The organism is Aeromonas sp. R4-3, assembly GCF_040908275.1.
Taxonomy (GTDB): domain Bacteria; phylum Pseudomonadota; class Gammaproteobacteria; order Enterobacterales; family Aeromonadaceae; genus Aeromonas; species Aeromonas rivipollensis.
Genome location: NZ_JBFODK010000035.1, coordinates 73,585 through 97,475, shown reverse-complemented (window position 1 = coordinate 97,475; position 23,891 = coordinate 73,585). Strand labels below are relative to the sequence as shown.

25 protein-coding genes and 1 pseudogene are annotated in these 23,891 nt (G+C 62.1%); 14 read left to right on the top strand and 12 right to left on the bottom strand.

The window, feature by feature from the left end:
* The 5 genes from AB5Y91_RS12280 (at position 1) to AB5Y91_RS12260 (ending at position 4,264) form a co-directional block, all read left to right on the top strand.
* The gene (locus AB5Y91_RS12280) at positions 1-1,230 is read left to right on the top strand and encodes a D-alanyl-D-alanine carboxypeptidase family protein (protein ID WP_106887597.1); all 1,230 of its coding nucleotides are present in this window, start codon (positions 1-3) and stop codon (positions 1,228-1,230) included.
* A gap of 288 nt (positions 1,231-1,518) precedes the next feature.
* On the top strand, positions 1,519-1,782 hold the full coding sequence (gene ybeD / locus AB5Y91_RS12275) for a DUF493 family protein YbeD (RefSeq protein WP_025326087.1): 264 nt from the start codon (positions 1,519-1,521) through the stop codon (positions 1,780-1,782).
* Between the two features lie 82 nt (positions 1,783-1,864).
* Positions 1,865-2,542, top strand: coding sequence for a lipoyl(octanoyl) transferase LipB (lipB, locus tag AB5Y91_RS12270; protein ID WP_111910370.1), 678 nt, complete (start codon positions 1,865-1,867; stop codon positions 2,540-2,542).
* Positions 2,543-2,627: 85 nt separating this feature from the next.
* Positions 2,628-3,593, top strand: coding sequence for a lipoyl synthase (gene lipA, locus AB5Y91_RS12265; protein WP_025326085.1), 966 nt, complete (start codon positions 2,628-2,630; stop codon positions 3,591-3,593).
* A 164-nt stretch (positions 3,594-3,757) separates the two neighbouring features.
* Positions 3,758-4,264: a GNAT family N-acetyltransferase gene (locus tag AB5Y91_RS12260; protein ID WP_168234536.1), complete on the top strand. Its 507-nt coding sequence runs from the start codon at positions 3,758-3,760 to the stop codon at positions 4,262-4,264.
* 48 nt (positions 4,265-4,312) lie between these two features.
* On the opposite strand, the gene nqrE is transcribed toward AB5Y91_RS12260, so the two are convergent.
* From nqrE to AB5Y91_RS12240, 4 genes are all read right to left on the bottom strand, one after another.
* On the bottom strand, positions 4,313-4,912 hold the full coding sequence (gene nqrE / locus AB5Y91_RS12255) for an NADH:ubiquinone reductase (Na(+)-transporting) subunit E (RefSeq protein ID WP_042649628.1): 600 nt from the start codon (positions 4,910-4,912) through the stop codon (positions 4,313-4,315).
* A gap of 178 nt (positions 4,913-5,090) precedes the next feature.
* Positions 5,091-5,483, bottom strand: coding sequence for a hypothetical protein (locus AB5Y91_RS12250; RefSeq protein ID WP_162520058.1), 393 nt, complete (start codon positions 5,481-5,483; stop codon positions 5,091-5,093).
* A 310-nt stretch (positions 5,484-5,793) separates the two neighbouring features.
* A complete protein-coding gene (gene recJ, locus AB5Y91_RS12245; protein WP_368169908.1) occupies positions 5,794-7,524 on the bottom strand; it encodes a single-stranded-DNA-specific exonuclease RecJ in 1,731 nt (576 codons plus the stop codon).
* Positions 7,490-8,206 carry a disulfide isomerase DsbC N-terminal domain-containing protein gene (locus AB5Y91_RS12240; protein ID WP_368169907.1) on the bottom strand — a complete coding sequence of 239 codons (717 nt, stop codon included), beginning with the start codon at positions 8,204-8,206 and terminating at the stop codon, positions 7,490-7,492. The genes recJ and AB5Y91_RS12240 overlap by 35 nt, the downstream gene beginning before the upstream one ends.
* 260 nt (positions 8,207-8,466) lie before the next feature.
* Here AB5Y91_RS12240 and mscL point away from each other — a divergent pair, with 260 nt between their 5' ends.
* Entirely contained in the window at positions 8,467-8,877 is a 411-nt protein-coding gene (mscL, locus tag AB5Y91_RS12235) for a large-conductance mechanosensitive channel protein MscL (RefSeq protein ID WP_111910374.1), read from the top strand.
* A gap of 69 nt (positions 8,878-8,946) precedes the next feature.
* On the opposite strand, the gene xerD is transcribed toward mscL, so the two are convergent.
* Positions 8,947-9,858, bottom strand: coding sequence for a site-specific tyrosine recombinase XerD (gene xerD, locus AB5Y91_RS12230; RefSeq protein ID WP_106887603.1), 912 nt, complete (start codon positions 9,856-9,858; stop codon positions 8,947-8,949).
* 198 nt (positions 9,859-10,056) lie between these two features.
* Here xerD and fldB point away from each other — a divergent pair, with 198 nt between their 5' ends.
* From fldB to AB5Y91_RS12210, 4 genes are all read left to right on the top strand, one after another.
* Positions 10,057-10,575 carry a flavodoxin FldB gene (fldB, locus tag AB5Y91_RS12225; RefSeq protein ID WP_025326077.1) on the top strand — a complete coding sequence of 173 codons (519 nt, stop codon included), beginning with the start codon at positions 10,057-10,059 and terminating at the stop codon, positions 10,573-10,575.
* A 294-nt stretch (positions 10,576-10,869) separates the two neighbouring features.
* Positions 10,870-12,270: a TldD/PmbA family protein gene (locus AB5Y91_RS12220; protein WP_111910376.1), complete on the top strand. Its 1,401-nt coding sequence runs from the start codon at positions 10,870-10,872 to the stop codon at positions 12,268-12,270.
* Entirely contained in the window at positions 12,270-13,610 is a 1,341-nt protein-coding gene (locus tag AB5Y91_RS12215) for a TldD/PmbA family protein (protein WP_368169906.1), read from the top strand. Before AB5Y91_RS12220 ends, AB5Y91_RS12215 begins: the two co-directional genes overlap by 1 nt.
* A 224-nt stretch (positions 13,611-13,834) precedes the next feature.
* Positions 13,835-14,212 (top strand): VOC family protein, encoded by a 378-nt coding sequence (locus AB5Y91_RS12210; protein ID WP_368169905.1) that lies wholly within the window; start codon positions 13,835-13,837, stop codon positions 14,210-14,212.
* Positions 14,213-14,278: 66 nt separating this feature from the next.
* Here AB5Y91_RS12210 and AB5Y91_RS12205 read toward each other — a convergent pair whose 3' ends face one another.
* Positions 14,279-15,205: a L,D-transpeptidase family protein gene (locus tag AB5Y91_RS12205; protein WP_005326662.1), complete on the bottom strand. Its 927-nt coding sequence runs from the start codon at positions 15,203-15,205 to the stop codon at positions 14,279-14,281.
* A 455-nt stretch (positions 15,206-15,660) separates the two neighbouring features.
* Here AB5Y91_RS12205 and yegQ point away from each other — a divergent pair, with 455 nt between their 5' ends.
* From yegQ to AB5Y91_RS12190, 3 genes and pseudogenes are all read left to right on the top strand, one after another.
* Positions 15,661-17,022: a tRNA 5-hydroxyuridine modification protein YegQ gene (yegQ, locus tag AB5Y91_RS12200; RefSeq protein WP_033130937.1), complete on the top strand. Its 1,362-nt coding sequence runs from the start codon at positions 15,661-15,663 to the stop codon at positions 17,020-17,022.
* A gap of 1 nt (position 17,023) precedes the next feature.
* Positions 17,024-17,272 carry a YfhL family 4Fe-4S dicluster ferredoxin gene (locus tag AB5Y91_RS12195; RefSeq protein ID WP_025326072.1) on the top strand — a complete coding sequence of 83 codons (249 nt, stop codon included), beginning with the start codon at positions 17,024-17,026 and terminating at the stop codon, positions 17,270-17,272.
* A gap of 23 nt (positions 17,273-17,295) precedes the next feature.
* Positions 17,296-17,379, top strand: a pseudogene (locus tag AB5Y91_RS12190) (ferredoxin); the annotation flags it as partial.
* Positions 17,380-17,453: 74 nt separating this feature from the next.
* Here the strand turns inward: AB5Y91_RS12190 and AB5Y91_RS12185 are convergent.
* Positions 17,454-17,846 (bottom strand): DUF1090 domain-containing protein, encoded by a 393-nt coding sequence (locus AB5Y91_RS12185; protein ID WP_368169904.1) that lies wholly within the window; start codon positions 17,844-17,846, stop codon positions 17,454-17,456.
* Between the two features lie 159 nt (positions 17,847-18,005).
* Here AB5Y91_RS12185 and AB5Y91_RS12180 point away from each other — a divergent pair, with 159 nt between their 5' ends.
* On the top strand, positions 18,006-18,359 hold the full coding sequence (locus AB5Y91_RS12180; protein WP_106887609.1) for a DsrE/DsrF/TusD sulfur relay family protein: 354 nt from the start codon (positions 18,006-18,008) through the stop codon (positions 18,357-18,359).
* Between the two features lie 3 nt (positions 18,360-18,362).
* On the opposite strand, the gene AB5Y91_RS12175 is transcribed toward AB5Y91_RS12180, so the two are convergent.
* The 5 genes from AB5Y91_RS12175 to rbfA form a co-directional block, all read right to left on the bottom strand.
* On the bottom strand, positions 18,363-19,574 hold the full coding sequence (locus AB5Y91_RS12175) for an MDR family MFS transporter (protein ID WP_368169903.1): 1,212 nt from the start codon (positions 19,572-19,574) through the stop codon (positions 18,363-18,365).
* A 147-nt stretch (positions 19,575-19,721) separates the two neighbouring features.
* The gene (pnp, locus tag AB5Y91_RS12170) at positions 19,722-21,863 is read right to left on the bottom strand and encodes a polyribonucleotide nucleotidyltransferase (protein WP_106887611.1); all 2,142 of its coding nucleotides are present in this window, start codon (positions 21,861-21,863) and stop codon (positions 19,722-19,724) included.
* 180 nt (positions 21,864-22,043) lie between these two features.
* Positions 22,044-22,313, bottom strand: a complete 270-nt coding sequence (gene rpsO / locus AB5Y91_RS12165; RefSeq protein ID WP_005326646.1) for a 30S ribosomal protein S15 — start codon at positions 22,311-22,313, stop codon at positions 22,044-22,046.
* Between the two features lie 160 nt (positions 22,314-22,473).
* The gene (truB, locus tag AB5Y91_RS12160; protein ID WP_163154249.1) at positions 22,474-23,433 is read right to left on the bottom strand and encodes a tRNA pseudouridine(55) synthase TruB; all 960 of its coding nucleotides are present in this window, start codon (positions 23,431-23,433) and stop codon (positions 22,474-22,476) included.
* 1 nt (position 23,434) lies between these two features.
* Positions 23,435-23,869 (bottom strand): 30S ribosome-binding factor RbfA, encoded by a 435-nt coding sequence (rbfA, locus tag AB5Y91_RS12155; RefSeq protein ID WP_005326642.1) that lies wholly within the window; start codon positions 23,867-23,869, stop codon positions 23,435-23,437.
* Positions 23,870-23,891: the final 22 nt, after the last annotated feature.

The window sequence follows — 23,891 nt, the reverse complement described above, 5'->3', positions numbered from 1 at the left end:
ATGTCCAAATTTGCCCGTTCCGTTATTCTGGCCTCCCTGCTAAGCGCGACCGCCCAGGCCAACCAGCCGGTACCGACGCCGGATTCGGCTCTGCCGACTGCCCAGCCGGTCCCCACCCTGAACAGCGCCCCCATGGTGGTGCCTGCCGCGCCGGAGATCTCCGCCAAGGCCCATATTCTGATCGACTACTTCTCCGGTCAGGTGCTGGCCGAGCAGAACGCCGACGAGCGCCTGCCCCCCGCCAGCCTGACCAAGATGATGACCTCCTACATAGTCGGCAACGAGCTGCTCAAGGGGAACATCAAGGGCACCGACATGGTGACCATCAGCCAGAACGCCTGGTCCAAGAACTACTCCGACTCCTCCAAGATGTTCATCGAGGTGGGCAAGCAGGTCTCCGTCGATGACCTCAACAAGGGCATCATCATCCAGTCCGGCAACGACGCCTGCGTCGCCATGGCCGAACACCTGGCGGGCAGCACCGACTCCTTCGCCAGCCTGATGAACGCCTGGGCCGCCAAGCTCGGCATGAAAGACTCCCAGTTCAAGAACCCCCACGGTCTGGATGCGGAAGGTCACTACAGTACCGCCCGCGACATGGCACGCCTGGGTCAGGCCCTGATCCACGATCAGCCTGAGGAGTACAAGATCTACTCCCAGAAATCCTTCGTGTTCAACGGCATCACCCAGCACAACCGTAACCGCCTGCTGTGGGATCAATCCCTGCAGGTGGATGGCATCAAGACAGGCCACGTCAGCCAGGTCGGCTACAACCTGGTCTCCTCCGCCACCAACAACGAGGGCATGCGCCTGATCGCCGTGGTGCTGGGCGCCAGCAGCGAAGGCTCTCGCGCCGCCGAGAGCAAGAAGCTGCTCACCTACGGTTTCCGCTTCTTCCAGAGCCTGACCCCCTACAAGGCGGGTACCGAGCTGGTGACCCAGAAGATCTGGATGGGCGACAAGTCCGAAGTGAAGCTCGGGGTCGATCAGGATGTCTCCGTGCTGGTCACCCGTGGCCAGGGCAACAACCTGAAGGCGGACTTCCAGCTCGAGAGCGAGCTGAAGGCCCCGCTGGCCAAGGGTCAGCGCGTCGGCACCGTGTTCCTCAAGCAGGGCGACAAGGAGATCAAGCAGGTTCCGCTGGTCGCCCTGGAAGAGGTGCAGGAAGGTGGCCTGATGAGCCGTCTGTGGGATTACCTGGTGATGCTGGTCGCCAGCTGGTTCAAGTAATCTACCGCACAATCCCGAGCAAGCAGCGGCGCCAACAGGCGCCGCTGCTGTCTTTGCCGCGCCGGGGCAGTGAATAACCCTGCAATCTGCAGGTTCCGCCGACGCTCCATTTGTGGTAAAAAGCAGCATTCCCACGTCCTGTCGACCTGGCGGGCCTTGATCCCGCGCCGGGCAATGCCCATATAAGATGGAGCCGTGCCCATGGTTGACGCGACTGGCGGCCCGAGTCCTTCGGCCAGACAAGATGCAAGATGAAGTCGTTTCGTGACGACGCTAAAGGTGAGTGAGATGAATACCAAGTTTGATGAGCTGCTGGAGTTCCCCTGCAAGTTCCCGTTCAAGGTGCTTGGGGTGGCCGATCCCGCCCTGCCGGATCAAGTGGTTGAAGTGCTGCAGCAACATGCCCCAGGTACTTACAGCCCGACCGTTCAGCCCAGCTCCAAGGGCAACTACCACTCGGTCCGCGTAACCGTGACTGCCCAGAGCAAAGAGCACATCGAAGCGATGTATCACGCCCTTGGCAAGATCGAGCTGGTGAAATACGTACTGTAATTTCTCTCTCGCCCCGCCATCGGGGCGAGCGATTATTTGCCATTCTGTTTTGCCGACGCAAGCGCCTGCCTGTGAGGAAAAGATGTCACCCCAGATCCCCGCCCAGCCACAACTGCTCGTCAGACACCTGGGTCGTCGCCCCTACCAGCCGGTATGGGACGCCATGAAGGCCTTCACCGACAGCCGCACCAGCGAGACGCCTGACGAGTTCTGGGTGGTGGAGCACGATCCCGTCTACACCCAGGGCCAGGCCGGCAAGGCCGAGCATCTGCTCGCCCCCGGTGACATCCCCGTGGTGCAAAGCGATCGCGGAGGCCAGGTGACCTATCACGGCCCCGGCCAGCTGGTGCTCTATGTGCTGGTGGACGTGCGCCGCAGCAAGCTCTCGGTGCGCGAGCTGGTGACCTGCCTGGAAACCGCCATCATCAACACCCTGGCCAGAAGCGACATCCAGGCCTATGCCAAGGCCGATGCCCCCGGCGTCTACGTGAAGAACGATCTCGGCATCGAGGCCAAGCTCGCCTCCCTGGGCCTGCGGATCCGCAAGGGCTGCTCCTTCCACGGACTCGCCCTCAATATCAACATGGACATGACCCCCTTCCTGCGCATCAATCCGTGCGGTTATGCGGGCATGGCCATGACCCAGACCAGCGCCCTGGGCGGCCCGCAGAGCGTGGCCGAGGCGCAATCCATCCTGGTGATGGAGCTGGCCAGCCTGATTGGCTATGAAACGATCACGAATACCGAAGAGGCAGCATGAGCAAGCCCATGCCGCGTGGCCATGAGGGCCCCGAGAGGACCCTGATGGCTATCAATCAGACAATAACAAACACCGAGAGTGAATCATGAGCAAACCCGTTCGTATGGAGCCGGGCGTCAAGCTGCGCGATGGCGACAAGATGGCCCTGATCCCGGTGAAATTCATGCCGGATCCCAACGAGGAAGTGCTGCGCAAGCCGGACTGGATGCGGATCAAGCTGCCGCCGTCGAGCCAGAAGATCGAGCACATCAAGAGCACCCTGCGCAAGAACAAGCTGCACTCGGTCTGTGAAGAGGCCTCCTGCCCCAACCTGGCGGAGTGCTTCAACCACGGCACGGCCACCTTCATGATCATGGGCGCCATCTGCACCCGCCGTTGCCCCTTCTGCGACGTGGCCCACGGCCGCCCGCTGGCACTGGATCCCGAAGAGCCGAAGAAGCTGGCGCTCACCATCAAGGAGATGGGGCTGAAATACGTGGTCATCACCTCGGTGGACCGCGACGATCTGCGCGACGGCGGTGCCCAGCACTTCGCCGACTGCATCAAGCAGATCCGCGAGCACAGCCCCCAGACCCGCATCGAGATCCTGACCCCGGACTTCCGCGGCCGCATGGAGCAGGCGCTGGAGGTGTTCCGCGAGACGCCGCCGGACGTGTTCAACCACAACCTGGAAACAGCACCGCGCATGTACCGGGTCGCCCGCCCGGGTGCCGACTACAAGTGGTCCCTGGAGCTGCTGCGCCGCATCAAGGAGATGCACCCTCATGTGCCGACCAAGTCCGGCGTCATGATGGGCCTTGGCGAGACCAACGAAGAGATAGTCCAGGTGCTCAAGGATCTGCGCGAGCACGGCGTCAACATGCTGACCCTGGGCCAGTACCTGCAGCCGAGCCGCCACCACCTGCCGGTGAAGCGCTACGTGCCGCCCGCAGAGTTCGACGAGCTGAAAGACGTCGCCATGGGGCTGGGCTTCTCCCACGCCGCATGCGGCCCCTTCGTGCGCTCCTCCTACCATGCGGATCTGCAGGCCAAGGGCGAAGAGGTCAAATAACCTCGCCCGAAAGAGGGGTTGAATAACCTCTCCTGCTAAAAGAAGAGCGCCCAAGGGCGCTCTTCTTGTTGAACATGTCAGACTCGACACTCCCGGCCAACCCCTTGGCTAATACCCAGTTCCGGGGTTAAGGTGGCGACTCCCTTTCCTTGAGTGAAGCTCCGATGCCAACCCCTATCGTTCGTCTGATCCCCATGGATGAGGCGGCTTTCCCCGCCTATCGCGACTACTTCATCGACGACTACGCCCAGGATCTTGCCAGCAATCACGGGCTGACCCTGGCCGATGCCCGCCAACAAGCCGAGGCTTCCTTGCTGCAACACCTGCCCCAAGGAGCCGCCACGCCGGGCCAGAGCCTGCTCTGCATCATCCCTGTGAGTGACAATGTCGGGAGCGCAGTCGCGACGACGGCGGGCATTGCCGGCTATCTCTGGCACAGCATCGACAGCGCCGCCCACACCACCTTTATCTATGACTTCTACACACTCCCGACCCATCGTGGACTGGGATATGGCAAGGCCGCCATGGCGGTGCTGGAGGCCGACTTGAAGTGCCTTGGCGTCAGCCAGATCAAGCTGAGAGTCGCCTATGACAATCCGAGGGCCAGAGCGCTCTACGAAGAGATCGGCTTTCACATCACGGGCTACAACATGGCCAAGACGCTGGCTTGATGGCTCCCGCCATCAACCCTCTTCCGCCATGCCGTGGCGAGCCGACGCTCAGAGCGAGATGCCGGAAAACGACATGAAGCCGAGCGACATCAGCCCCGCCACTATGAAGGTGATGCCGATACCGCGCAGCCCCTCTGGCACGTCCGAGTACTTCATCTTCTGGCGCAGGCCGGCGATGGCGACTATGGCCAGCAGCCAGCCTAGCCCCGACCCCGCCCCATAGACCACGGATTCGATGAAGTCGTAATCCCGCTGGGCCATGAACATGACGCCGCCGAAGATGGCACAGTGCACAGTCAACAGCGGCAGGTAGATCCCCAGGGCCTGATGGAGCGCCGGGAAATGCTTGTCCAGCACCATCTCCATCACCTGCACCAGGGCCGCCAGCACGCCTATGTAGATGATGAAATCGAGAAAGCTGAGATCAAATTCCCCGAGGAAGGTACTGTCCGGGCGCAGTATATGGCGGTAGATCAGGTTGTTGAGGGGAATGGCGATCACCATGACCACCAGCACCGTCATGCCAAGGCCGAAGGCAGTGTTGATGTTCTTCGACACCGCGAGGAAGGTACACATGCCGAGAAAGAAGGCCAGGGCCAGGTTTTCCACAAAGATCGACTGAATAAACAAATTGACGTAATAGTCCATGAAGGTTGCTCACCACTTGATTGTGCAAAGAGAGGGTCCGCCCCTGACCAGGGGCCAGCGGCAGGAACCGGATGACAGTCAGCACGGGCGCGATCGCAGATGACGGGGATCGGCGGATCAACAGACAGGGATCAGCGGCAGAGATGGCGTCGGCGTGTGCCCGGCGAGGGGAGCGACACTAGTCGCCGTGGCAGAAGCGAAATTGCAGGTGATGGCAGAGCAGTTGCCGCTGGTGCAGATGACCGAGGCAGTTCGGCCACTGCCTGAGGTAGATGAGGGGCAGGAAGAACAGCAGGCCGCAGAGCAGACCGAGGATCTCGTGCTGAAACCAGGCCAGCAGCATCTGGTAGAGATCCGGGTCCCTGGCCCCTTCCAGCCGCCGCCCCTGCTCGAAGCTGAGCCGCCACTGGGAGGCCGGAGGCAGGCTGAGGTTGTCGGCCAACCCAGGCGCGGGGGGCTCGTGCAGCTGCATCGAGGATGTCGATGTCCCCTGGGCCGACAGCGCGGACGCACTGACCCCTGCCGCGACAGAGGCGGCAAGCCACAGCAGGCAGGCGACGGCGAGCGCCATCGGCCAGCACAATGGTCGGCCAAGGGGTGGCAAGGGGACAGGCTCCTTGAAAAGGCAAGGGGTTGAACGGGGCCGAATATATCAAAATCCCTCCTTATATTGAATTTTGGCATCCAGTAGCCGGAAAAATTCGATACAAAAAACCTGCTTTCCCCACAAAGGGGGCATTTTACACCCTCAATGAAAACAGCGGAGAACGACTCCCGTCCTCGCCCCTTGAGCCCCATTCAGTGAGGGCATAGCCGCTCTTGCAACAAAAACGGCCACCCTTGGGTGACCATTTTCATTGCCGGGCATGGCGCCTGCCTTACTAGAGACCGGCGGCCTCCAGATGCTCCACCAGCAGCTGGACGCTGCGGTTGCCGCGCCACTCGTTGACGTCGAGCCGGTAGACCAGCCGCACCCGTTTCACCGAGGCATCGGGCCAGCGCTTGAGATCCACCCCGAAGGCGATGGCATCCACCGCATGGCCGGAATCCGTGGTCAGCATCATCTTGAGGTGTTTCTCCCCCACCAGCCGCTGCTGCACCAGCACGAACTCGCCGTCGAACAGCGGCTCGGGGAAGGCCTGGCCCCAGGGGCCGGAGGCACGGATGAGCTCCGCCAGCTCCAGACTCAGCTCGTCCGGCAGCAGCTCGCCGTCGGTGAGCAGCACCCCGGTCAGCAGCTCCGGCGTCACCAGCTCGGCGATGACGGCTTCAAACGCCCGGCCAAACGCCGCTATATTGGCCTTAGGCAGGGTCAGCCCCGCCGCCATGGCGTGGCCGCCAAACTTGCCCATCAGGCCCGGATGGCGGGTATCGAGCAGCTCCAGCGCATCGCGCAGGTGCACCCCGGGAATGGAGCGCCCCGAGCCCTTGAGCTCGGTGTCGCTGCTCTGCGCAAACGCAATCACGGGTCTGTAGTACTTCTCCTTGATCTTGGAGGCCACCAGTCCCACCACCCCCTGATGCCACTCGTCCCTGTGCAGCACTATGCCGCTTGGCACCTCGCCATCGCGAAACCGGATCTGCTCCAGGGTAGCGAGCGCCTCCTGCTGCATCCCCTGCTCTATCTCCTTGCGCTCCTGGTTGAGGCTGTCCATCTCGGCCGCAAGCTGGCGCGCCAGGTTGAGATCATCGCTCAGCAGACAAGCGACCCCGAGGGACATGTCATCGAGACGGCCCACCGCATTGAGGCGGGGCCCCAGGGCAAAGCCGAGATCGGCGGCGCACAGGCGGCGGCCATCGCGGCCCGACACGTCCACCAGCGCCTGGATGCCGGGGCGGCAGCGACCGGCCCGGATCCGCTGCAGCCCCTGATGGACCAGGATACGGTTGTTGCCATCCAGCGCCACCACGTCGGCGACCGTGCCGAGGGCCACCAGATCGAGATAGTCCGCCACATTGGGGGCGCGAATGCCCTGGCGCTCATACCAGCCGCTCTGGCGCAGATGGGTGTTGAGGGCCGCCATCAGATAGAAGGCCACCCCGACCCCGGCCAGGGATTTGGAGGGGAAGTCGCAGCCACGCTGGTTAGGGTTTACTATCGCATCGGCATCAGGCAGCTCCTGGCCCGGCAAGTGGTGATCGGTAACCAGTACCCGCATCCCGGCCGCCTTGGCCGCCGCCACCCCGGCAATGCTGGAGATGCCGTTATCCACAGTGATGAGAAACTCGGCGCCCCGGGCCACCGCCAGCTCGACGATTTCGGGGGTGAGGCCGTAGCCGAACTCGAAGCGGTTGGGCACCAGAAAATCGACGTGATGGCCCCCCATGGCCCGCAGGGCCAGCACGCACAGGGCCGAGCTGGTGGCGCCGTCGCAGTCGAAGTCGCCGACGATGAGGATCCGCTGCTGCGCCGTCAGGGCATCCGCCAGCAGGGGCACCGCCTGCTCCATGCCAAACAGCCGCTGGGGCGGCAGCAGCTGGCTGGCGCTGCGCTCCAGCAGGGCGGGATCCTCCACGCCGCGACTGGCGAAGATTTGACGAAGCAGAGGATGCAGGGTGGCGGGCAGATGGGAATCATCAACTCGCGGACGACGACGGATTTGCAGGGGCATTGATGTGATCCAGTATCTTGAGCAGTTGTTCAGGGCTCTGATATCCCCGCACCAGATCCCCGTTTGGCAGGACCCAGCTCGGTGACGCCTTGATCCCGAGCCACTGGCTCAGGCCGATATGATGGGCAAGGATCTCATTACATCCGGCCGCAGGCAAACGATCACTGAGACTGAGTTCACCCAGCAGGGCGGGATCGCACCAGAGCGCCTGCGTTTCGGCCAGCTCGGCGAAGGGGGCCGCCAGGGGCAGCAACTGCACGCTCACCCCCCTGGCCTGCAACTGGGGCAGATCGTCCAGCACGGCGTGACAGCGGCGACAGCCGAGATCGGTAAACAGGGTAACCTGGTAGCGCTCGTTCGGCGCCTTGAGCCAGAGTCGCGCCTCGCCTACCTGCGCCAGCGCCAGCCGACGTTGTTGCTGCTGGCTCAGGCGGGTGAGGTTTTGCATGTCGTGGGCCAGATCCAGCATGGAGCCCTGCAGCACATAGTTTCCCCTGGCATCGCTATAGAGCAGCCCCTGGGCTGTGCCCAGCAGATAGAGCCCGGGCACCGGGGTCTCGTCCACCAGGAAGACCTGCACCCCGAGGCGCTGCCCTATGGTCTGTTTCAACAGCTGGGGATCCATCCCCGCGCTGGCAGCAAAGGTGCACAGCAGCATCATTCCCAGCAGTAAATGTCGCACTTGATGACTCACCTGGCATGATTGAATGGATTCATAAGGTAACTCAGTGCACATCCTTGCCCCAACCTCTTAATTAGCGATTGATTAATAGCGTGGATCGCAAAAAAATCCCGATCTGACAGGTTGCCAATTGGGCTAAGGCCCAGCAAGCTAATCAGGACGACGGGAGACACCATGGTCATCCCTCTGTTTTATTGATGTTTTATCGTCCAAACAGCGATGTGGTCGCACCGCATCCTGTCCATTTTTTAGGGGGAAAAATGAGTCTGATTCAAGAGTTCAAGGCCTTTGCGGCCAGAGGCAACGTCATCGACATGGCGGTCGGTATCATCATAGGTGCCGCCTTTGGCAAGATAGTCTCCTCCTTCGTGGGCGACGTCATCATGCCGCCCATCGGCCTCATCCTGGGGGGGGTGGACTTCAGCGATCTGGCAGTCACCCTGAAGGCCGCCGAAGGTGACATCCCTGCCGTGGTCATCGCCTACGGCAAGTTCATCCAGACCATCATCGACTTTCTGATCATCGCCTTCGCCATCTTCATGGGGCTCAAGGCCGTCAACACCCTGCAGAAGAAGCAGGCAGAGGAAGCCCCTGCCCCGGCCGGCCCCACCAAGGATCAGGAGCTGCTGACCGAGATCCGCGATTTGCTGAAATCCCAGCAGGGGAAATAGACGCCATCTCCTGTCGTGCAGTGATGAAAAAACCGCCATTTGGCGGTTTTTTATTGGCGGAGGCACGGGTCAGGCCCGGGGATGGTGCTCCCCATGGAGCGCCTTGAGCCGCTCGTTGGCCACGTGGGTGTAGATCTGGGTGGTGGAGAGATCCGCGTGCCCCAGCAGCATCTGCACCACCCGCAGATCGGCGCCGTGGTTGAGCAGATGGGTGGCGAAGGCGTGGCGCAGGGTGTGGGGGGAGAGCTCTCCCCTGATCCCCGCCCGCTGGGCATAGAGCTTGATGCGATGCCAGAAGGTCTGGCGGGTCATCATCCTGGCCTGCTTGGAGGGGAAGACCACGTCCGAGCTGGTGCCCCCCAGCAGCAAGGTGCGGGCCTCCCGATAGTAACGCTCCAGCCAGTGGACCGCCTCCTCCCCCATGGGCACCAGCCGCTCCTTGTTGCCCTTGCCCACCACCCGCACCAACCCCTGGCGCAGGCTGACATGCTCGGCGGTGAGCCCCACCAGCTCGGAGACCCGCAGCCCGGTGGCATAGAGCAGCTCGAGCATCGCCTTGTCCCGCAGCTCCAGCGGGTCGTCCACCAGGGGCGCCGTCAGCAGTGCATCCACCTCGGCCTCGCTGAGATCCGAGGGCAGCTTCTTGGGCAGCTTGGGGCCCTCCAGCAGCACTGTCGGATCGTCGCCGCGCAATTTTTCCCGATTGAGATACTGATAGAAGCGGCGCAGGGCCGAGAGGAAGCGGGCCGTGCTGCTCGCCGCAAACTGCTTGTCCACCCGCCAGGCAAGGTAGTGCTGGATGTCGTCCATCCCCGCCAGCAGCAGGGAGCCACCCTGGCCGTCGAGCCAGAGGGCAAACTTTTCCAGATCCGTGCGATAGGAGCTGACGGTGTTGTCGGACAGCCCCCGCTCCAGCCAGAGGGCATCCAGGAAGGGCTCGATAAGGGGATGGTTGTGCACGGCAGGGGCTGGCTTGGTCATGGGGTGTCGGTCTTGGGCAAACGGTGGCCCATTGTAGCCTGCCAGGCCGGCGCGCACATCAGGGGCTTGCGCTTCCCCGGCAGGCATACCAGGCGGTGAAGCGCGAGGGGCAATCTGCTAGACTGGCGCCCTCACTCGGGCGGTCCGGCCCCATGGTTGCCCGACACCCCCTTGCCTACTGCGATCAAGAGAAGAGCGATGAAGATAGGTTTGTTTTACGGCTCAACCACCTGCTACACCGAGATGGCCGCCGAGAAGATCCGCGCCCTCATTGGCCCCGAGCTGGTTGATCTCCACAACATCAAGGATGTGCCCCTGGCCCGCATGCAGGAGTACGACATCCTGATCCTCGGCATCTCCACCTGGGACTTCGGCGAGCTGCAGGAAGATTGGGAATCCCGCTGGGAAGACATCAAGGATGTGCCTCTGGAAGGACGCATCATAGCCCTGTTCGGCATGGGCGATCAGCTGGGGTACGGCGAGTGGTATCAGGATGCCCTCGGCCTGTTGCACGATCAGCTGGTGCCCAAGGGGGTCAGGCTGGTGGGTTACTGGCCCAACGAGGGGTACGAGTTCGATGCCTCCAAGGCGCTGATCGACGATGGCCGCCACTTCGTCGGCCTGGCTCTCGATGACGCCAACCAGTACGACCAGACCGAATCCCGCATCGAGCAGTGGGTCGATCAGATTCTGAATGAGATCCACGAGCTGCTGTGATCCAGGTAGCTTGCATGTTCGATGACCCCTTGAATGCGGAGCGACTATGGCCATCATCTTGTCGACGGCCCGGCTCCCTCATCGCCCCTCGAAAGCGGCGTTGATCTCCCCTGCCGGCAGCCGGCCACACTGGCTGCCGGGCGCAGTTATCGCACCGATTTTCTCGTTCGGTATCATCGCCTGACGCTATAGCGACTTTTTGCTGCTGGTCTGCAACAATGCAACCGACACCCCATAACACAATCAGAACGGGTGTCGGAAGCAAACAGGAAACAGACCAGAAAAGGAAATTCTATGACCTCACTCTCCCTGTTGGCCCCCTCCATAGCCCGCGACGTGCTCGATCACGCCCTGCGGCTGGGTGCCGACTTCGCCGAGCTGTTTGTGGAGCGCAAGCGCCGCAGCCAGCTCAGCCTGCTCTCCAGCCAGATAGAGAACATCAGCGGCGGCCTCGATTTTGGCATAGGCGTTCGCCTGTGCTACGGCCACAAGGTGCTCTACGGCTACACCAACCTGGCCAGCCGCGACGAGCTGCTGCGCATCGTCAGCCTGCTGGCGGCCAAGGACAGGCGTGACCCCGTGGTCACCGCCACTGCCTTCGATTTCACCCCCATCACAGACCGCAATCCGGTGGCCCTGCCGCTCTCGGCCGACAAGCAGCTGGAGCAGAAGATTGCCTATCTGCATGCCATGGATGCGGTGGCCCGCGCCGAGAGCGGCAAGGTGAGCCAGTTCTCCGGCAACGTGCTGGGCTGGGAGCAGGAGGTGGAGATCTTCAACAGCGAAGGGCTGCAGGTGAGCGATCGCCGCCACTACAACCGCATCATGGCCCAGACCATAGCGGTGGAAGGGAGCGAGCAGAGTGTGGGCTACGAGGCCCCCGGCGCCCTGATGGGCTGGGAGCATGCCGAGCGCATAGACCCGCGGGAGCTGGCCCTCACCGCCACCCGTCAGGCGCTGGTGAAGCTGGGCGCAGCCCCCTGTCCGAGCGGCACCCTGCCGGTCATCATGGAGAGCGGCTTTGGCGGCGTCATCTTCCACGAGGCCTGCGGCCACCTGCTGGAGACCACCTCGGTGGCCAAGAAGGCCTCGGTGTTCCACGACAAGATGGGCCAGCTCATCGCCAATCCGGCGGTCAGCGCCGTGGATGAAGGCTTGCAGAGCAACGCCTGGGGCTCCATCAACGTCGATGACGAAGGGATGGCGACCCAGCACACCCAGCTCATCAAGGATGGGGTGCTGACCGGCTTCCTGGTGGACAGAATGGGCGCCATCAAGACCGGCCATGCCCGCACCGGCTCAGGAAGGCGCGAGTCCTACAAGTTCGCCCCCACCTCCCGCATGCGCAACACCTATATCGAACCGGGCAGCCACAGCCTGGACGAGATGCTGGCCACCGTCGAGCACGGCATCTACGCCAAGAAGATGGGGGGCGGCTCGGTGCAACCGGGCACAGGCGAGTTCAACTTCAACGTGCAGGAGGCCTACCTCATCGAGCATGGCAAGATAACCCGGCCCCTCAAGTCGGCGACCCTGATCGGCACAGGCCCGCAAGTGCTCAAAGAGATCTCCATGGTGGGGCGCAATCTGGCCCTGGCCGCCGGCATGTGCGGCTCAGTCTCCGGCTCGGTGCCCACCTCTGTCGGCCAACCCGCCTTGAAAGTTGACAAGATCCTGGTAGGAGGGAACGCCTGATGAGCACACTCGATATGAATCAACTGCTCAGCCGCCTGCTGGAGAAGGTCGCCGACCTCGATGCCGAGGCGGACATCATCGCCAATCAGGACAAGGCCTTCTCCCTCAAGGCCGACAAGGGGGAACTCGGCGAATACAAGGTCACCAGCAGCCAGCAGCTCGGCATTCGCCTGATCAAGGAGGGTCGGGTCGGCATCGCCTACTCGGAGTCCCTCGATGAGCTGGCGCTGGATGCCATGCTGCAGGATGCGCTCGATGCCAGCCGCTTTGCCAAGGTGGACGCGGATCAGCGCATCTCGGTTGCCGGCAGCCGGATCAGCACCGACTGCGCCGAGATAAACCAGCCCGATACCACGGCGGTGGAGGAGAAGATAGCCCTGGCCCTGCGCCTCGAGGCGGATATGCTGGCGCAACCTGATGTGACCGGCGCCCCCTACAACAGCTTCTTCGAGGGGGAGAGCCGCCTCTGGCTCGCCAACAGCCTGGGCAGCCTCTGCCAGCACAGTGAATTCAGCGTCGGTTGCTATACCTCGGCGCTGGTGGAGCGGGATGGCCGCCAGTCGATGCACTCGCAAGGACAATATGGCCGCCGCTTCGACGAGCTGGATAGCCAGACCCTTATCGAACAGATCTACGCCGTGGCCCATGACCTGCTGCCGGGGGAAGCGGTGCCGAGCGGTCGCTACAGCGTCCTCTTCAGCACCAACTGCTTCGCCAGCCTGTTTGGCTGCTTCCAGGGGGCGCTGTCGGGCAAGTGGGCCCAGCAGGGGATCAACCCCTGGCGCAGCAAGGTGGGGCAAAGCGTGGCGTCCCGCTGGCTCACCCTGGAGAGCCGGGCCTATATGCCGGGAGGCATGAACATCAAGGCGTTCGATGGCGAAGGGGCAGCCACCTCGGATCTGCTGCTCATTGGCGAGGGGGAGCTCAAGACCCTGCTCCACAACAGCGCCACCGCCCGCCACTTTGGGGGGGTGAGCAATGGCTCGGCGGCCCGCAGCGCCCGCAGCGCGCTGGATGTGACCGCCCGCCACCTGGTGTTTGGCACAGGTCCTCACAGCGAGGGCGAGGTGCAGAGCGGCGACTATCTGGAGCTGGTCAAGCTGGACGGCCTGCACTCCGGTGCCGATGCGGTGAGCGGTGACTTCTCGTTTGGCGCCTCGGGCTTCCTGTGCCGCGATGGGGTGCGGCTCCAGCCGGTGCGCGGCATCACGGTGGCGGGTAACTTCTACCGCCTGCTCGGCGAGCTGGAAGCGGTCGGCAATGTGCTGCACCACAGCGATGGCAAGGGCTTCTATGCCCCCCTGATCCGTTTCGGTGGCTTGAATGTCGCAGGCAAGTGACAACCAAGGGATGACAAGGAGTGCCATGCTCCTCCATCCATCCGTTTCGGTGGCTTGAATGTCGCTGGCAAGTGACTGTATCTAGTGAGAAACGCAGTTATCTTCCCCACCCAAAAGCGGCGCCATCAGGCGCCGCTTTTTCATTGATGGCGTCCCTGTTCGGCCACTCCTACCCTCAAAGAGCCACCGACCGCATCGGTCGGGAACCGCTGGAGAATACGAAGATGGACAACACCCTGGTCTGGGCCGACATTCCGACACGGGATCTGGATCGCGCCATGGACTTCTACTCGGCCCTGCTCGATGTGCAGGTCACCCCCATACAGGAGGAGGAGATGCGGTTTGCCATGCTACGCCACGATGGCAGCAACGCGGCGGCCTGTCTCGGCCCCATGGACAAATACCACCAGCCCGGTGGCGCCGGTCCCCTCATCTATCTCTCCCTGGGTGACAGGTTGCAGGAGGCTGAGCAGCTGGTTCCCCGGCTCGGCGGACGGGTGCTCGAACCCCTGCATTCCATCGGCAGCGGCCACGGCTCCCGGGTCATCATAGAGGATACCGAAGGCAACTGGCTGGCCCTCTATGCCCCGCCCTCCCCTTGAGCCATATAAACAATAACGGCGACCCTGGGGTCGCCGTTATTGTTACCGAGCGTCTCGCAGAAGCGATCAGGCTTCAGGATTGAGGCGAGTCGGCATGCCGGTACGCTGTTCCAGCACCTGCTTGACCACATTGGAGTCGCTGTCCATGTGGGCGATGAAGCGGGTGGTGGCCGGAGTCATGGGGAGCGGCACAGAGGCGGTGGAGTTGAACTCCTCCTCGGTGCGCGACAGCGGCTCGTGCACTTCCATGTAACGACCGCCATCCGGCTCGACCGTGGTCTTGACCGGCTGGTTGACGAACTGGACGCGGGTACCGACCGGCACGTTGTCGAACAGGTACTTGATGTCATCGGCGCGCAGACGCACGCAACCGCTGCTCACCCGCAGACCTATGCCGAAGGTGGCGTTGGTGCCGTGGATGGCATAGAGGTTGCCGATATAGAGGGCGTGCAGGCCCATGGGGTTATCCGGACCGGCCGGCCAGACCGCGGGCAGTGTCTTGCCCTGGGCGGCGTAGCGACGACGGATGTTCTCGGTCGGGGTCCAGGTCGGGTTGGCGCGCTTGCGCTCTACCTTGGTGATCCAGTTCTCCGGGGTGTTGACCCCCAGCTGGCCGATGCCGATGGGCAGCACCTGCACCACGTTCTTGCCTTTCGGGTAGTAGTAGAGACGCATCTCGGCCACGTTGATGACGATCCCCTCGCGCGGTGCATTCGGCAGGATCAGCTGATGCGGAATGGTCAGCTTGCTGCCCGGCGTTGGCAGATAGGGGTCGACGCCCGGGTTCGCTTCCATGATGTTGGTCAGGCCCAGCTGGAAGTCGGCGGCGATCTGCTCCAGCGGACGGTTGTCTGCGGGCACCACGTATTCCTGGTTCTCACCGATCAGACGGCTGTTGGCGGCTGGCAGCGCGTATTCAACGGCGGCGGCCTGCTGGCTGACCAGGGTCAGAGTGCAAAAAAGGGCCGAAGCGGCAATGCGAAGGGGATTCATAAAATTCCTGTATGGTTTCCTGTACCTGTTGGCCTGAAGCCGGTTCATCCTCGGTCTGTCCCTTGTCACGAGTAGCGCTCGCCCGAGGCCAATACCGAGCGCGCATTCTTTCCCGAGTCGGACAAAATTTCAACTTGAAGAGGGGGCTTTTTCGCGGAAAAGATCCATTCTCCCCCCAACAATCGACCGTATCGGGTGCCTGTCAGCCTAACATCGCCAATCTGAGCGCAAAATGAACATGCATCCGGCCCGCCACCCTAGCCCCAAATTGCATGATGGCGCCGTCACGAGTACAATCTCGCACCCCTTTTATCAGGAGTATCGAGTCATCTCGTGCTCTGGGTGTACCTCATCGGGTGGCCGTGCGTCGAGTACGGTCGCACCATGCCGATGACCCTATACGGCGCCATCAGGTGGCGCCGTCCTGATTTGCAATCAGACAGAAAGAGTCCAACATGTTCAGACCAGAATTGCTCTCCCCCGCCGGGACCCTCAAGAATATGCGTTACGCCTATGCCTATGGCGCCGACGCCGTCTATGCGGGCCAGCCGCGCTACAGCCTGCGGGTGCGCAACAACGAATTCGATCACGAGAATCTGCAGCTCGGCATCAACGAGGCCCATGCACTGGGCAAGCAGTTCTATGTGGTGGCCAACATCCAGCCCCACAACTCCAAGCTCAAGACCTTCATCCGCGACATGCGCCCCGTGGTAGACATGAAGCCGGATGCGCTCATCATGTCCGACCCCGGTCTCATCATGATGATGCGCGAAGCCTTCCCGGACATGCCCATCCACCTCTCGGTGCAGGCCAACGCGGTCAACTGGGCCACGGTGAAGTTCTGGCATCAGATGGGCCTGACCCGCGCCATCCTGTCGCGCGAGCTGTCTCTGGACGAGATCGAAGAGATCCGCATGCAGGTGCCGGAGATGGAGCTGGAAGTCTTCGTCCACGGGGCGCTGTGCATGGCCTACTCGGGCCGCTGCCTGCTCTCCGGTTACATCAACAAGCGAGACCCCAACCAGGGCACCTGCACCAACTCCTGCCGCTGGGAGTACAAGGTGCACGAGGGCAAGGAAGATGACGTGGGCCAGATTGTCCACCGTCAGGAGCCCATCGCCGTGCGCCCGGACAACACCTTAGGCCTCGGCAAGCCGAGCGATGCCCTGGTGCTGCTGGAAGAGTCCAACCGCCCCGGTGAATACATGACGGCGTTCGAGGACGAGCACGGCACCTACATCATGAACTCCAAGGATCTGCGCGCCGTCGAGCACGTGGAGCGCCTGACCAAGATGGGCGTGCATTCGCTGAAAATCGAAGGCCGCACCAAGTCCTTCTACTACTGCGCCCGTACCGCCCAGGTCTATCGCAAGGCCATCGACGATGCGGTCGCCGGTCGCCCGTTCGATCCGACCCTGATGGGCACCCTCGAGAACCTGGCCCACCGTGGCTACACCGAGGGCTTCCTGCGTCGTCACAACCACAGCGAGTACCAGAACTACGACTACGGCTACTCCGTCTCCGACACCCAGCAGTTCGTCGGCGAGATCACCGGTCGCCAGGGCGACATGGTGGAAGTGGAAGTGAAGAACAAGTTCCTGGTGGGCAACAGCCTGGAGCTGATGACGCCGCAGGGCAATGTCAGCTTCAACCTGGAGCAGATGCAGAACCGCAAGGGCGAGCTCATCGACACAGCGCCAGGCAACGGCCACGTGGTCTATGTGCCGGTCCCGAAAGAGATCGACATCAACTACGGCATACTGCTGCGCAACCTGGGCGATCGTCAGGACACCCGCCAGCCCCACTCGGCGGCCTGAGATGGCGCTGCTCATCACCGACAAGTGCATCAACTGTGACATGTGCGATCCCGAGTGTCCGAACCAGGCCATCAGCCTGGGGGACAAGATCTACGAGATAGATCCGGATCGCTGCACCGAGTGCGTCGGCCACTATGAGAAGCCCACCTGCATCAGCGTCTGCCCTATCGATTGCATCATCTGGGATCCCGCCCACGTGGAGACCGAAGAGCAACTGATGGACAAGTTTGTGCTGATGCACAGGCAGTAAACCGGCATCAGCGTCTGCGCCTTGTTGACTGCATCCTCCGGGATCCCGCCCATGTGGAGACCGAAGAGCAGCTGATGGACAAGTTTGTGCTGATGCACAGGCAGTAATGCCGGACCTGCTGGTCACCCAGAAATAGAAAAAGCCGGGCATGCCCGGCTTTTTCTATTGCGCTGCCCTTCCCTCAGGGTTTGACCAGTTTTTGCAGCGCCTCAAGCTCGCGCTGGGCCTCCAGCAGCTCGGCCTGGGACTCCTCCAGCTTGACCTGCTTCTTGGCGATCTTGTCCGGCTTGCCCGAGACCCGGGCGCTCTGCAGATCCGCCAGGCGCTCCTCCACCTCTTGCTTCTGCTTGGCCACCTTCTCTTGCTGCTCCTCGAGGAGCCCGGCATCGGTGCAATGGGCCTCGATGTTGCGCAGGGCCTGCTCCAGGCCCGCCACCTGCTGCGCGTTATCGTGCGCCCGGGCGAAGCTCAGCTGCTCGGTCACCGCCTGATGCCTGGCCTTGCAGCCGACGTTTTCACTGCCATAGGCCTGTCCGGCCAACAGCAATAATCCTATTCCGGCAATCTTCCACATAACGACCTCTTTGCTCTGTCATACTGGATGGCCGCCTATGAAACCTGACTCATCTCCCGAGGTCAAGGCACAGGGAAAGGGCTACGACAGAGTTTGCACTGGGTCATGCCGCCGCCAAGCTGGCGACGCTACAATGCCCCTTTCAACCCGGAGAGTCCCATGAAGCAAGAGATCCTCATCATCGCCAACGGCGCCCCCTATGGCAGCGAGTCCCTGTTCAATGCCCTGCGTCTGGGGATAGCCCTCAACGAGCAGGAAGGCGTCATCCTGAAGATATTCCTGATGTCCGATGCCGTCGGCGCCGCCCTGGCGGGCCAGTCCCCTGCCGAGGGTTACAACCTGCGCCAGATGCTGGAGATCCTGCTGGCACAGGGCACCGTCATCCGACTGTGCAAGAGCTGCACCGACGCCCGTGGCATCAGCTCCCTGCCACTTATCGAGGGCATAGAGATAGGCACCCTGCCCCTGCTGGCCCAGTGGACCCTGGCGGCCGACAAGGTGCTGACCTTCTAGGGATCAGGGCTCGGCCCGGACCAGCGCAGGGCGTGAGGTCCGGGTACTCAGGCCATAGAGCATCAGGATCGCCAGGCAGAGCAGCGCCATGCAGCCATAGAGCCAGCTGCCCCCCCAGTTGGCCAGGATCCAGCCCCCCAGCAGGGCACCGATGGCGATCCCGAGCCCGGACATGGAGGCCGCCCCGAAGTAGCTGCCCTTGAGGTGCTCCGGTGCCATCTGATCGACCAGCACATTGAGCAGCGGGAACAGGATGCACTCGCCGACGCTCAGCAGGATCACCGCCACTATCCAGTGCAACCAGATGGCGGTATCCCCGAGCGCGAACTGCAGCTGGGCGCTGAGGAAGAAGGCGACCCCGAGCTGCAGTCGGCGCTTGATAGACCAGTTGGCGGTCAGGTGCAGCAGCGGGAACTGCAGGATCACTATGGTCAGCGCATTGGTGCTCACCAGCCAGCCGATGAGGCGCTCCACTTCCGGGGTACCGGCTCGGGTCAGATACTGGATGAGCGGTGATTCGAACTGGGCATAGACCAGCATCAGCAGCATGTTGGCCATCGTCAGCAGCAGGAAGCCCCTGTCCTGCCAGAGCACCCGCAGCACGGCGCGCATGCCCGGACCGGCGGCATGGCTTGGCTGACAGGCGGCCAGTCGAAAACCGACGAAGAAGATGAAGCCGAGCAGCAGATAGCTGGCACTGAGCAACAGGAAGGTCTCCTGCCGAGCGCTCAGGCCGTAGCTGACCCCGAGCAGGGGACCTATGGCCGCCCCCAGGTTGAGCAGAAAGTAACGCAGGTGCAGCGCCAGCTCGCGGGCTTTGGGCTCGGCCAGGCTATCGGCCATCAGCGCCTTGCCCGGCGAGTCGATGAGCCCGTAGGAGAGCCCGCTGCCGATCACCCCCATCGCCAGCCAGATCACCTGATGGGAGAGGCCGAGCAGGGCGACGCTCAGGGCGGACACCAGGCAGCCAAACAGCAGTATGTTGCGCCTCCCCCACTTGTCCGACAGCCAGCCGCCATAGAAGCTGACCAGGGTGGAGAGGGCCGCCGTGGCCCCCAGGATGAGGCCGATCAGGGTCGCCGAAAGCCCATAGTCGCGGTAGAGCAGGATGGAGAGAAAGGGCCAGACCATGAAGAAGGTGGTGCGCACCATGAAGGTGCCCAGGATGACGATCCAGACCAGCGGGGGAAACTGCCTGAGATAGGCCCATGACATGCTGCACTTCCTTTTGACAACGTGACAGCGAGTCGTCTCTTATAGCAACTGGCGCCAAAAGGAACAAGGCATCTTCTCCCTGGTCCCCTCAGGCAGACAGGCACAAAAAAGCCGACCCTGAGGTCGGCTTTTCACAGAGCGGATGCCTTATTCGGCAGCCGGCTCTTCGGCAACGGCCACGTCGGCAACCGGGGCGGCGGCTTCGGTCGGTGCATTCGCTTCCTTGATGGAGAGACGCACACGGCCTTGACGGTCCACTTCCAGTACCTTCACCTTCACAACGTCACCGATCTTCAGGAAGTCGGCCACGTTCTGCACGCGGGCATCGGTGATCTGGGAGATGTGTACCAGACCGTCTTTACCCGGCAGGATATTGACGAAGGCGCCGAAATCGGCCAGACGCACAACCTTGCCTTCATAGATGCGGTTCACTTCGATCTCGGCGGTGATGGCCTCGATGCGACGGATGGCTTCCATGGCGGCTTCGTTGGCAACGGCGGAGATGCGGACTGTACCGTCATCATCCAGCTCGATGTTGGTGCCGGTCTCTTCGGTCAGGGCACGGATCACGGAACCGCCCTTGCCGATGACATCCTTGATCTTCTCAGGATTGATCTTGATGGTGTGGATGCGCGGGGCGAAATCGGAGATCTCGGCACGCGGCGCCTGGATGGCTTCGTCCATGACCTTCAGGATGTGCAGGCGAGCGCCACGAGCTTGCTTGAGGGCAATCTCCATGATCTCTTTGGTGATGCCTTCGATCTTGATGTCCATCTGCAGCGCGGTGATACCCTGGGTAGTACCGGCTACCTTGAAGTCCATGTCGCCCAGGTGATCTTCATCACCCAGGATGTCGGACAGCACGACGAAACCTTCTTCTTCCTTCACCAGACCCATGGCGATACCGGCAACGGAGGCCTTGATCGGCACACCCGCGTCCATCAGCGCCAGGGAGGAACCACAGACGGAGGCCATGGAGGAGGAACCGTTGGATTCGGTGATTTCAGACACCACGCGTACCACGTACGGGAACTCGGCGGCGCTCGGCATCACGGCAGCAACGCCGCGCTTGGCCAGACGACCATGACCGATTTCACGACGCTTGGGGCTGCCCATCATGCCGGTCTCGCCGACGCAGTACGGCGGGAAGTTGTAGTGCAGCATGAAGCGGTCGGCACGGTGGCCAGCCAGCTCGTCGATGTTCTGGGCGTCACGCTCGGTACCCAGAGTCGCAACCACGATGGCCTGAGTCTCACCACGGGTGAACAGGGCGGAGCCGTGAGCACGGGGCAGGATGCCGGTGCCGACAGACAGGGCGCGGATCATTTCCGGATCGCGACCATCGATGCGCGGCTCGCCACGGACCACACGGCCACGGACGATGCGGCTTTCCAGGCTGTGGAACTCTTCGCCGATCTTCTTGGCATCTTCTTCCACGCCGGAGGCGATGACTTGCTCAACCACACGGGACTTGATGGCACCGATGGCGGCGTAACGCACGGCCTTCTCGGTGATGCGGTAGGCTTCACCCAGTTCGGCGGTGGCCAGCTCGGCAACCTTGGCTTTCAGCGCTTCGTTGACGGCAGGCGGGGTCCAGTCCCACGGCTGGGTACCCACGTCGGCGGCGAATTCGTTGATGGCGTTGATCACCACCTGCATCTGCTCGTGGCCATAGACCACGGCGCCCAGCATCACCTCTTCGGAGAGGATGGCCGCTTCGGATTCCACCATCAGCACGGCGTTGGCGGTACCGGCAACCACCAGATCCAGATCGCTCTGGGGCAGTTCGGTGGTGGTCGGGTTCAACACGTACTGACCGTTCATGTAACCCACGCGGGCAGCAGCAATCGGGCCGCCGAACGGGATACCTGAGATGGCCAGGGCAGCAGAGGCACCGATCATGGCTACGATGTCTGGGGACACGGCCGGGTTCACGGACATGACGGTGGCAACCACCTGAACCTCATTGAGGAAGCCTTCCGGGAACAGCGGACGAATAGGACGGTCGATCAGGCGGGAGATGAGGGTCTCACCTTCGCTCGGACGGCCTTCACGACGGAAGAAACCACCCGGGATACGACCAGCAGCATAGGTACGCTCCTGGTAGTTGACGGTCAGCGGGAAGAAATCACGGCCGTGATCGGCCTCTTTCTTGCCGACGACGGTCACAAATACGCAGGTATCGTCCATGCTGACCATAACGGCCGCAGTGGCTTGACGGGCCATCACACCGGTTTCCAGGGTGACGGTGTGTTGACCGTACTGGAATGACTTTACAATAGGATTCACGTGAATTTCCTTTTTACAATTTGGCGCTTTAAATTCGCGTGCAAGTATACTTGATTCGCATCAAAAGGTAAGCGGTGGCGCGCATTCTGTGAGGCAGGCAACGGTTTGCCGCGCGATAAAAATGATCCATAAAAAAGGGGAACCTCACGGTTCCCCTTTTTCGCGAAATCTGATGGTCGATTAACGACGCAGACCCAGCTTGGCGATCAGAGCAGCGTAACGCTGAACGTCTTTACGCTTCAGGTAGTCCAGCAGCTTACGACGCTGGGAAACCATGCGCAGCAGACCGCGACGACCGTGGTGATCCTTGGAGTGCTCCTTGAAGTGACCTTGCAGATGGTTGATCTGGGCAGTCAGCAGGGCAACCTGCACTTCGGGGGAACCGGTGTCGTTGGCGCAACGAGCGTTGTCAGCAACGATGGAAGCTTTGATCTCAGCATTTAGAGACATGGTATTACTCCAGTAGAGTGTTTAAAGGTTCACAGCCAATCTCTAATTCAGCCGTGAAATGAGGGCGGTATCATAATCGCAGCCGCCCCTTTTCGCAACGATAAAGAGGGGCGAGTTGCACTCCCCCTGGCCGGTGAGCCAGAGCGATACCGCCAGAGGATCACTCCTCGTTGTTATCGTCGTGATAACGCACCAGTCGCTTGGGGGCGACCCGCCCTTCGTCGTCGATTTCGCCGACGCCGATGAACTCGCGCTCAGGACCGACCGTCATGCGGACCTGGCCGCTTTGCGGCGCACCTGCCACCTGCACGGCCTGGCCCTGGTTCACATAGGCGGCCACGGCCGTCAGCATGTTCACCTCGGGCAGGGACGCCACTGCGGTATCCATCGGCAGCAGCAGGGGATCCAGCTGCTCCCGCGGCGGGATGCTCTCGGCCTTGGCCTGCTCGAAGATGCACTCGAGCTGATCCAGGGTCAGCATCCTGTCATAGGGATAGCTGGCCACCTGGGTGCGACGCAGCTGGGTGACGTGGGCGCCACAGCCCAGCACTTCGCCGAGATCGTCCACCAGAGAGCGGATGTAGGTGCCCTTGCTGCAATGCACCTCGAGGCGCACCTCATCCCCTTCGAAGCTCAGCAGTTTGAGCTCGAATACGGTGATGGGGCGAGCTTCCCGCTCGATCTCTATGCCTTCACGGGCGTACTCGTAGAGCGGACGACCGTTGTGCTTGAGGGCGGAGTACATGGACGGCACCTGCATGATGGGGCCACGGAACTGGTCCAGCGCCTCGATCAGGGTACCCACGGCCACGTTCACCGGACGGGTGGAGACCACCTCGCCGTCGGAGTCGCTGGTGTTGGTACGCTCGCCCAGCTTGGCGGTCACCTCATAGCGCTTGTCCGCCTCCAGCAGATACTGGGAGAACTTGGTGGCCTCACCGAGGCAGATCGGCAACATGCCGGTCGCCAGGGGATCCAGGGCGCCGGTGTGGCCGGCCTTGGCCGCGTTGTAGATCCGCTTGACCTTCTGCAACACATCGTTGGAAGTCAGACCGGTCGGCTTGTCCAGCAGCAGGATACCGTGTACGTCACGGCCCTTGAAACGACGTCTTCGAGACATCTCAGGCTTTGTCCTCAGTAGTATCATCCGGTGCGGCTTCGTCTTCTTCACGACCGGCTTCGGTCATGCGACGCTTGTCTTCACGCACAGTGTTGGTCACCAGGTTGGAGAGGCGCATCCCCTCGACCAGGGTCTGGTCGTAGTAGAAACGCAGCTCAGGCACCACCCGCAGACGCATGGCGCTGCCAAGCAGGCTGCGAATGTAACCGGCCGCCTCGGTCAGGCCCTTGAGCCCTTCCGCGATACGCTCGGCGTCATTCTCCAGCTGCAGGAAGGTGACGTAAATCTTGGCATAGTTGAGGTCCTTGGAGACTTCCACGTCGGAGACGGTCACCATGCCGATGCGCGGGTCTTTCACCTCGCGCTGCAGGATCAGCGCGATTTCACGCTGGATCTGCTGCCCGACCCGACGGGTCCGGCTGAATTCTCTGGCCATATTCTATCCTGCGATAAAAGGG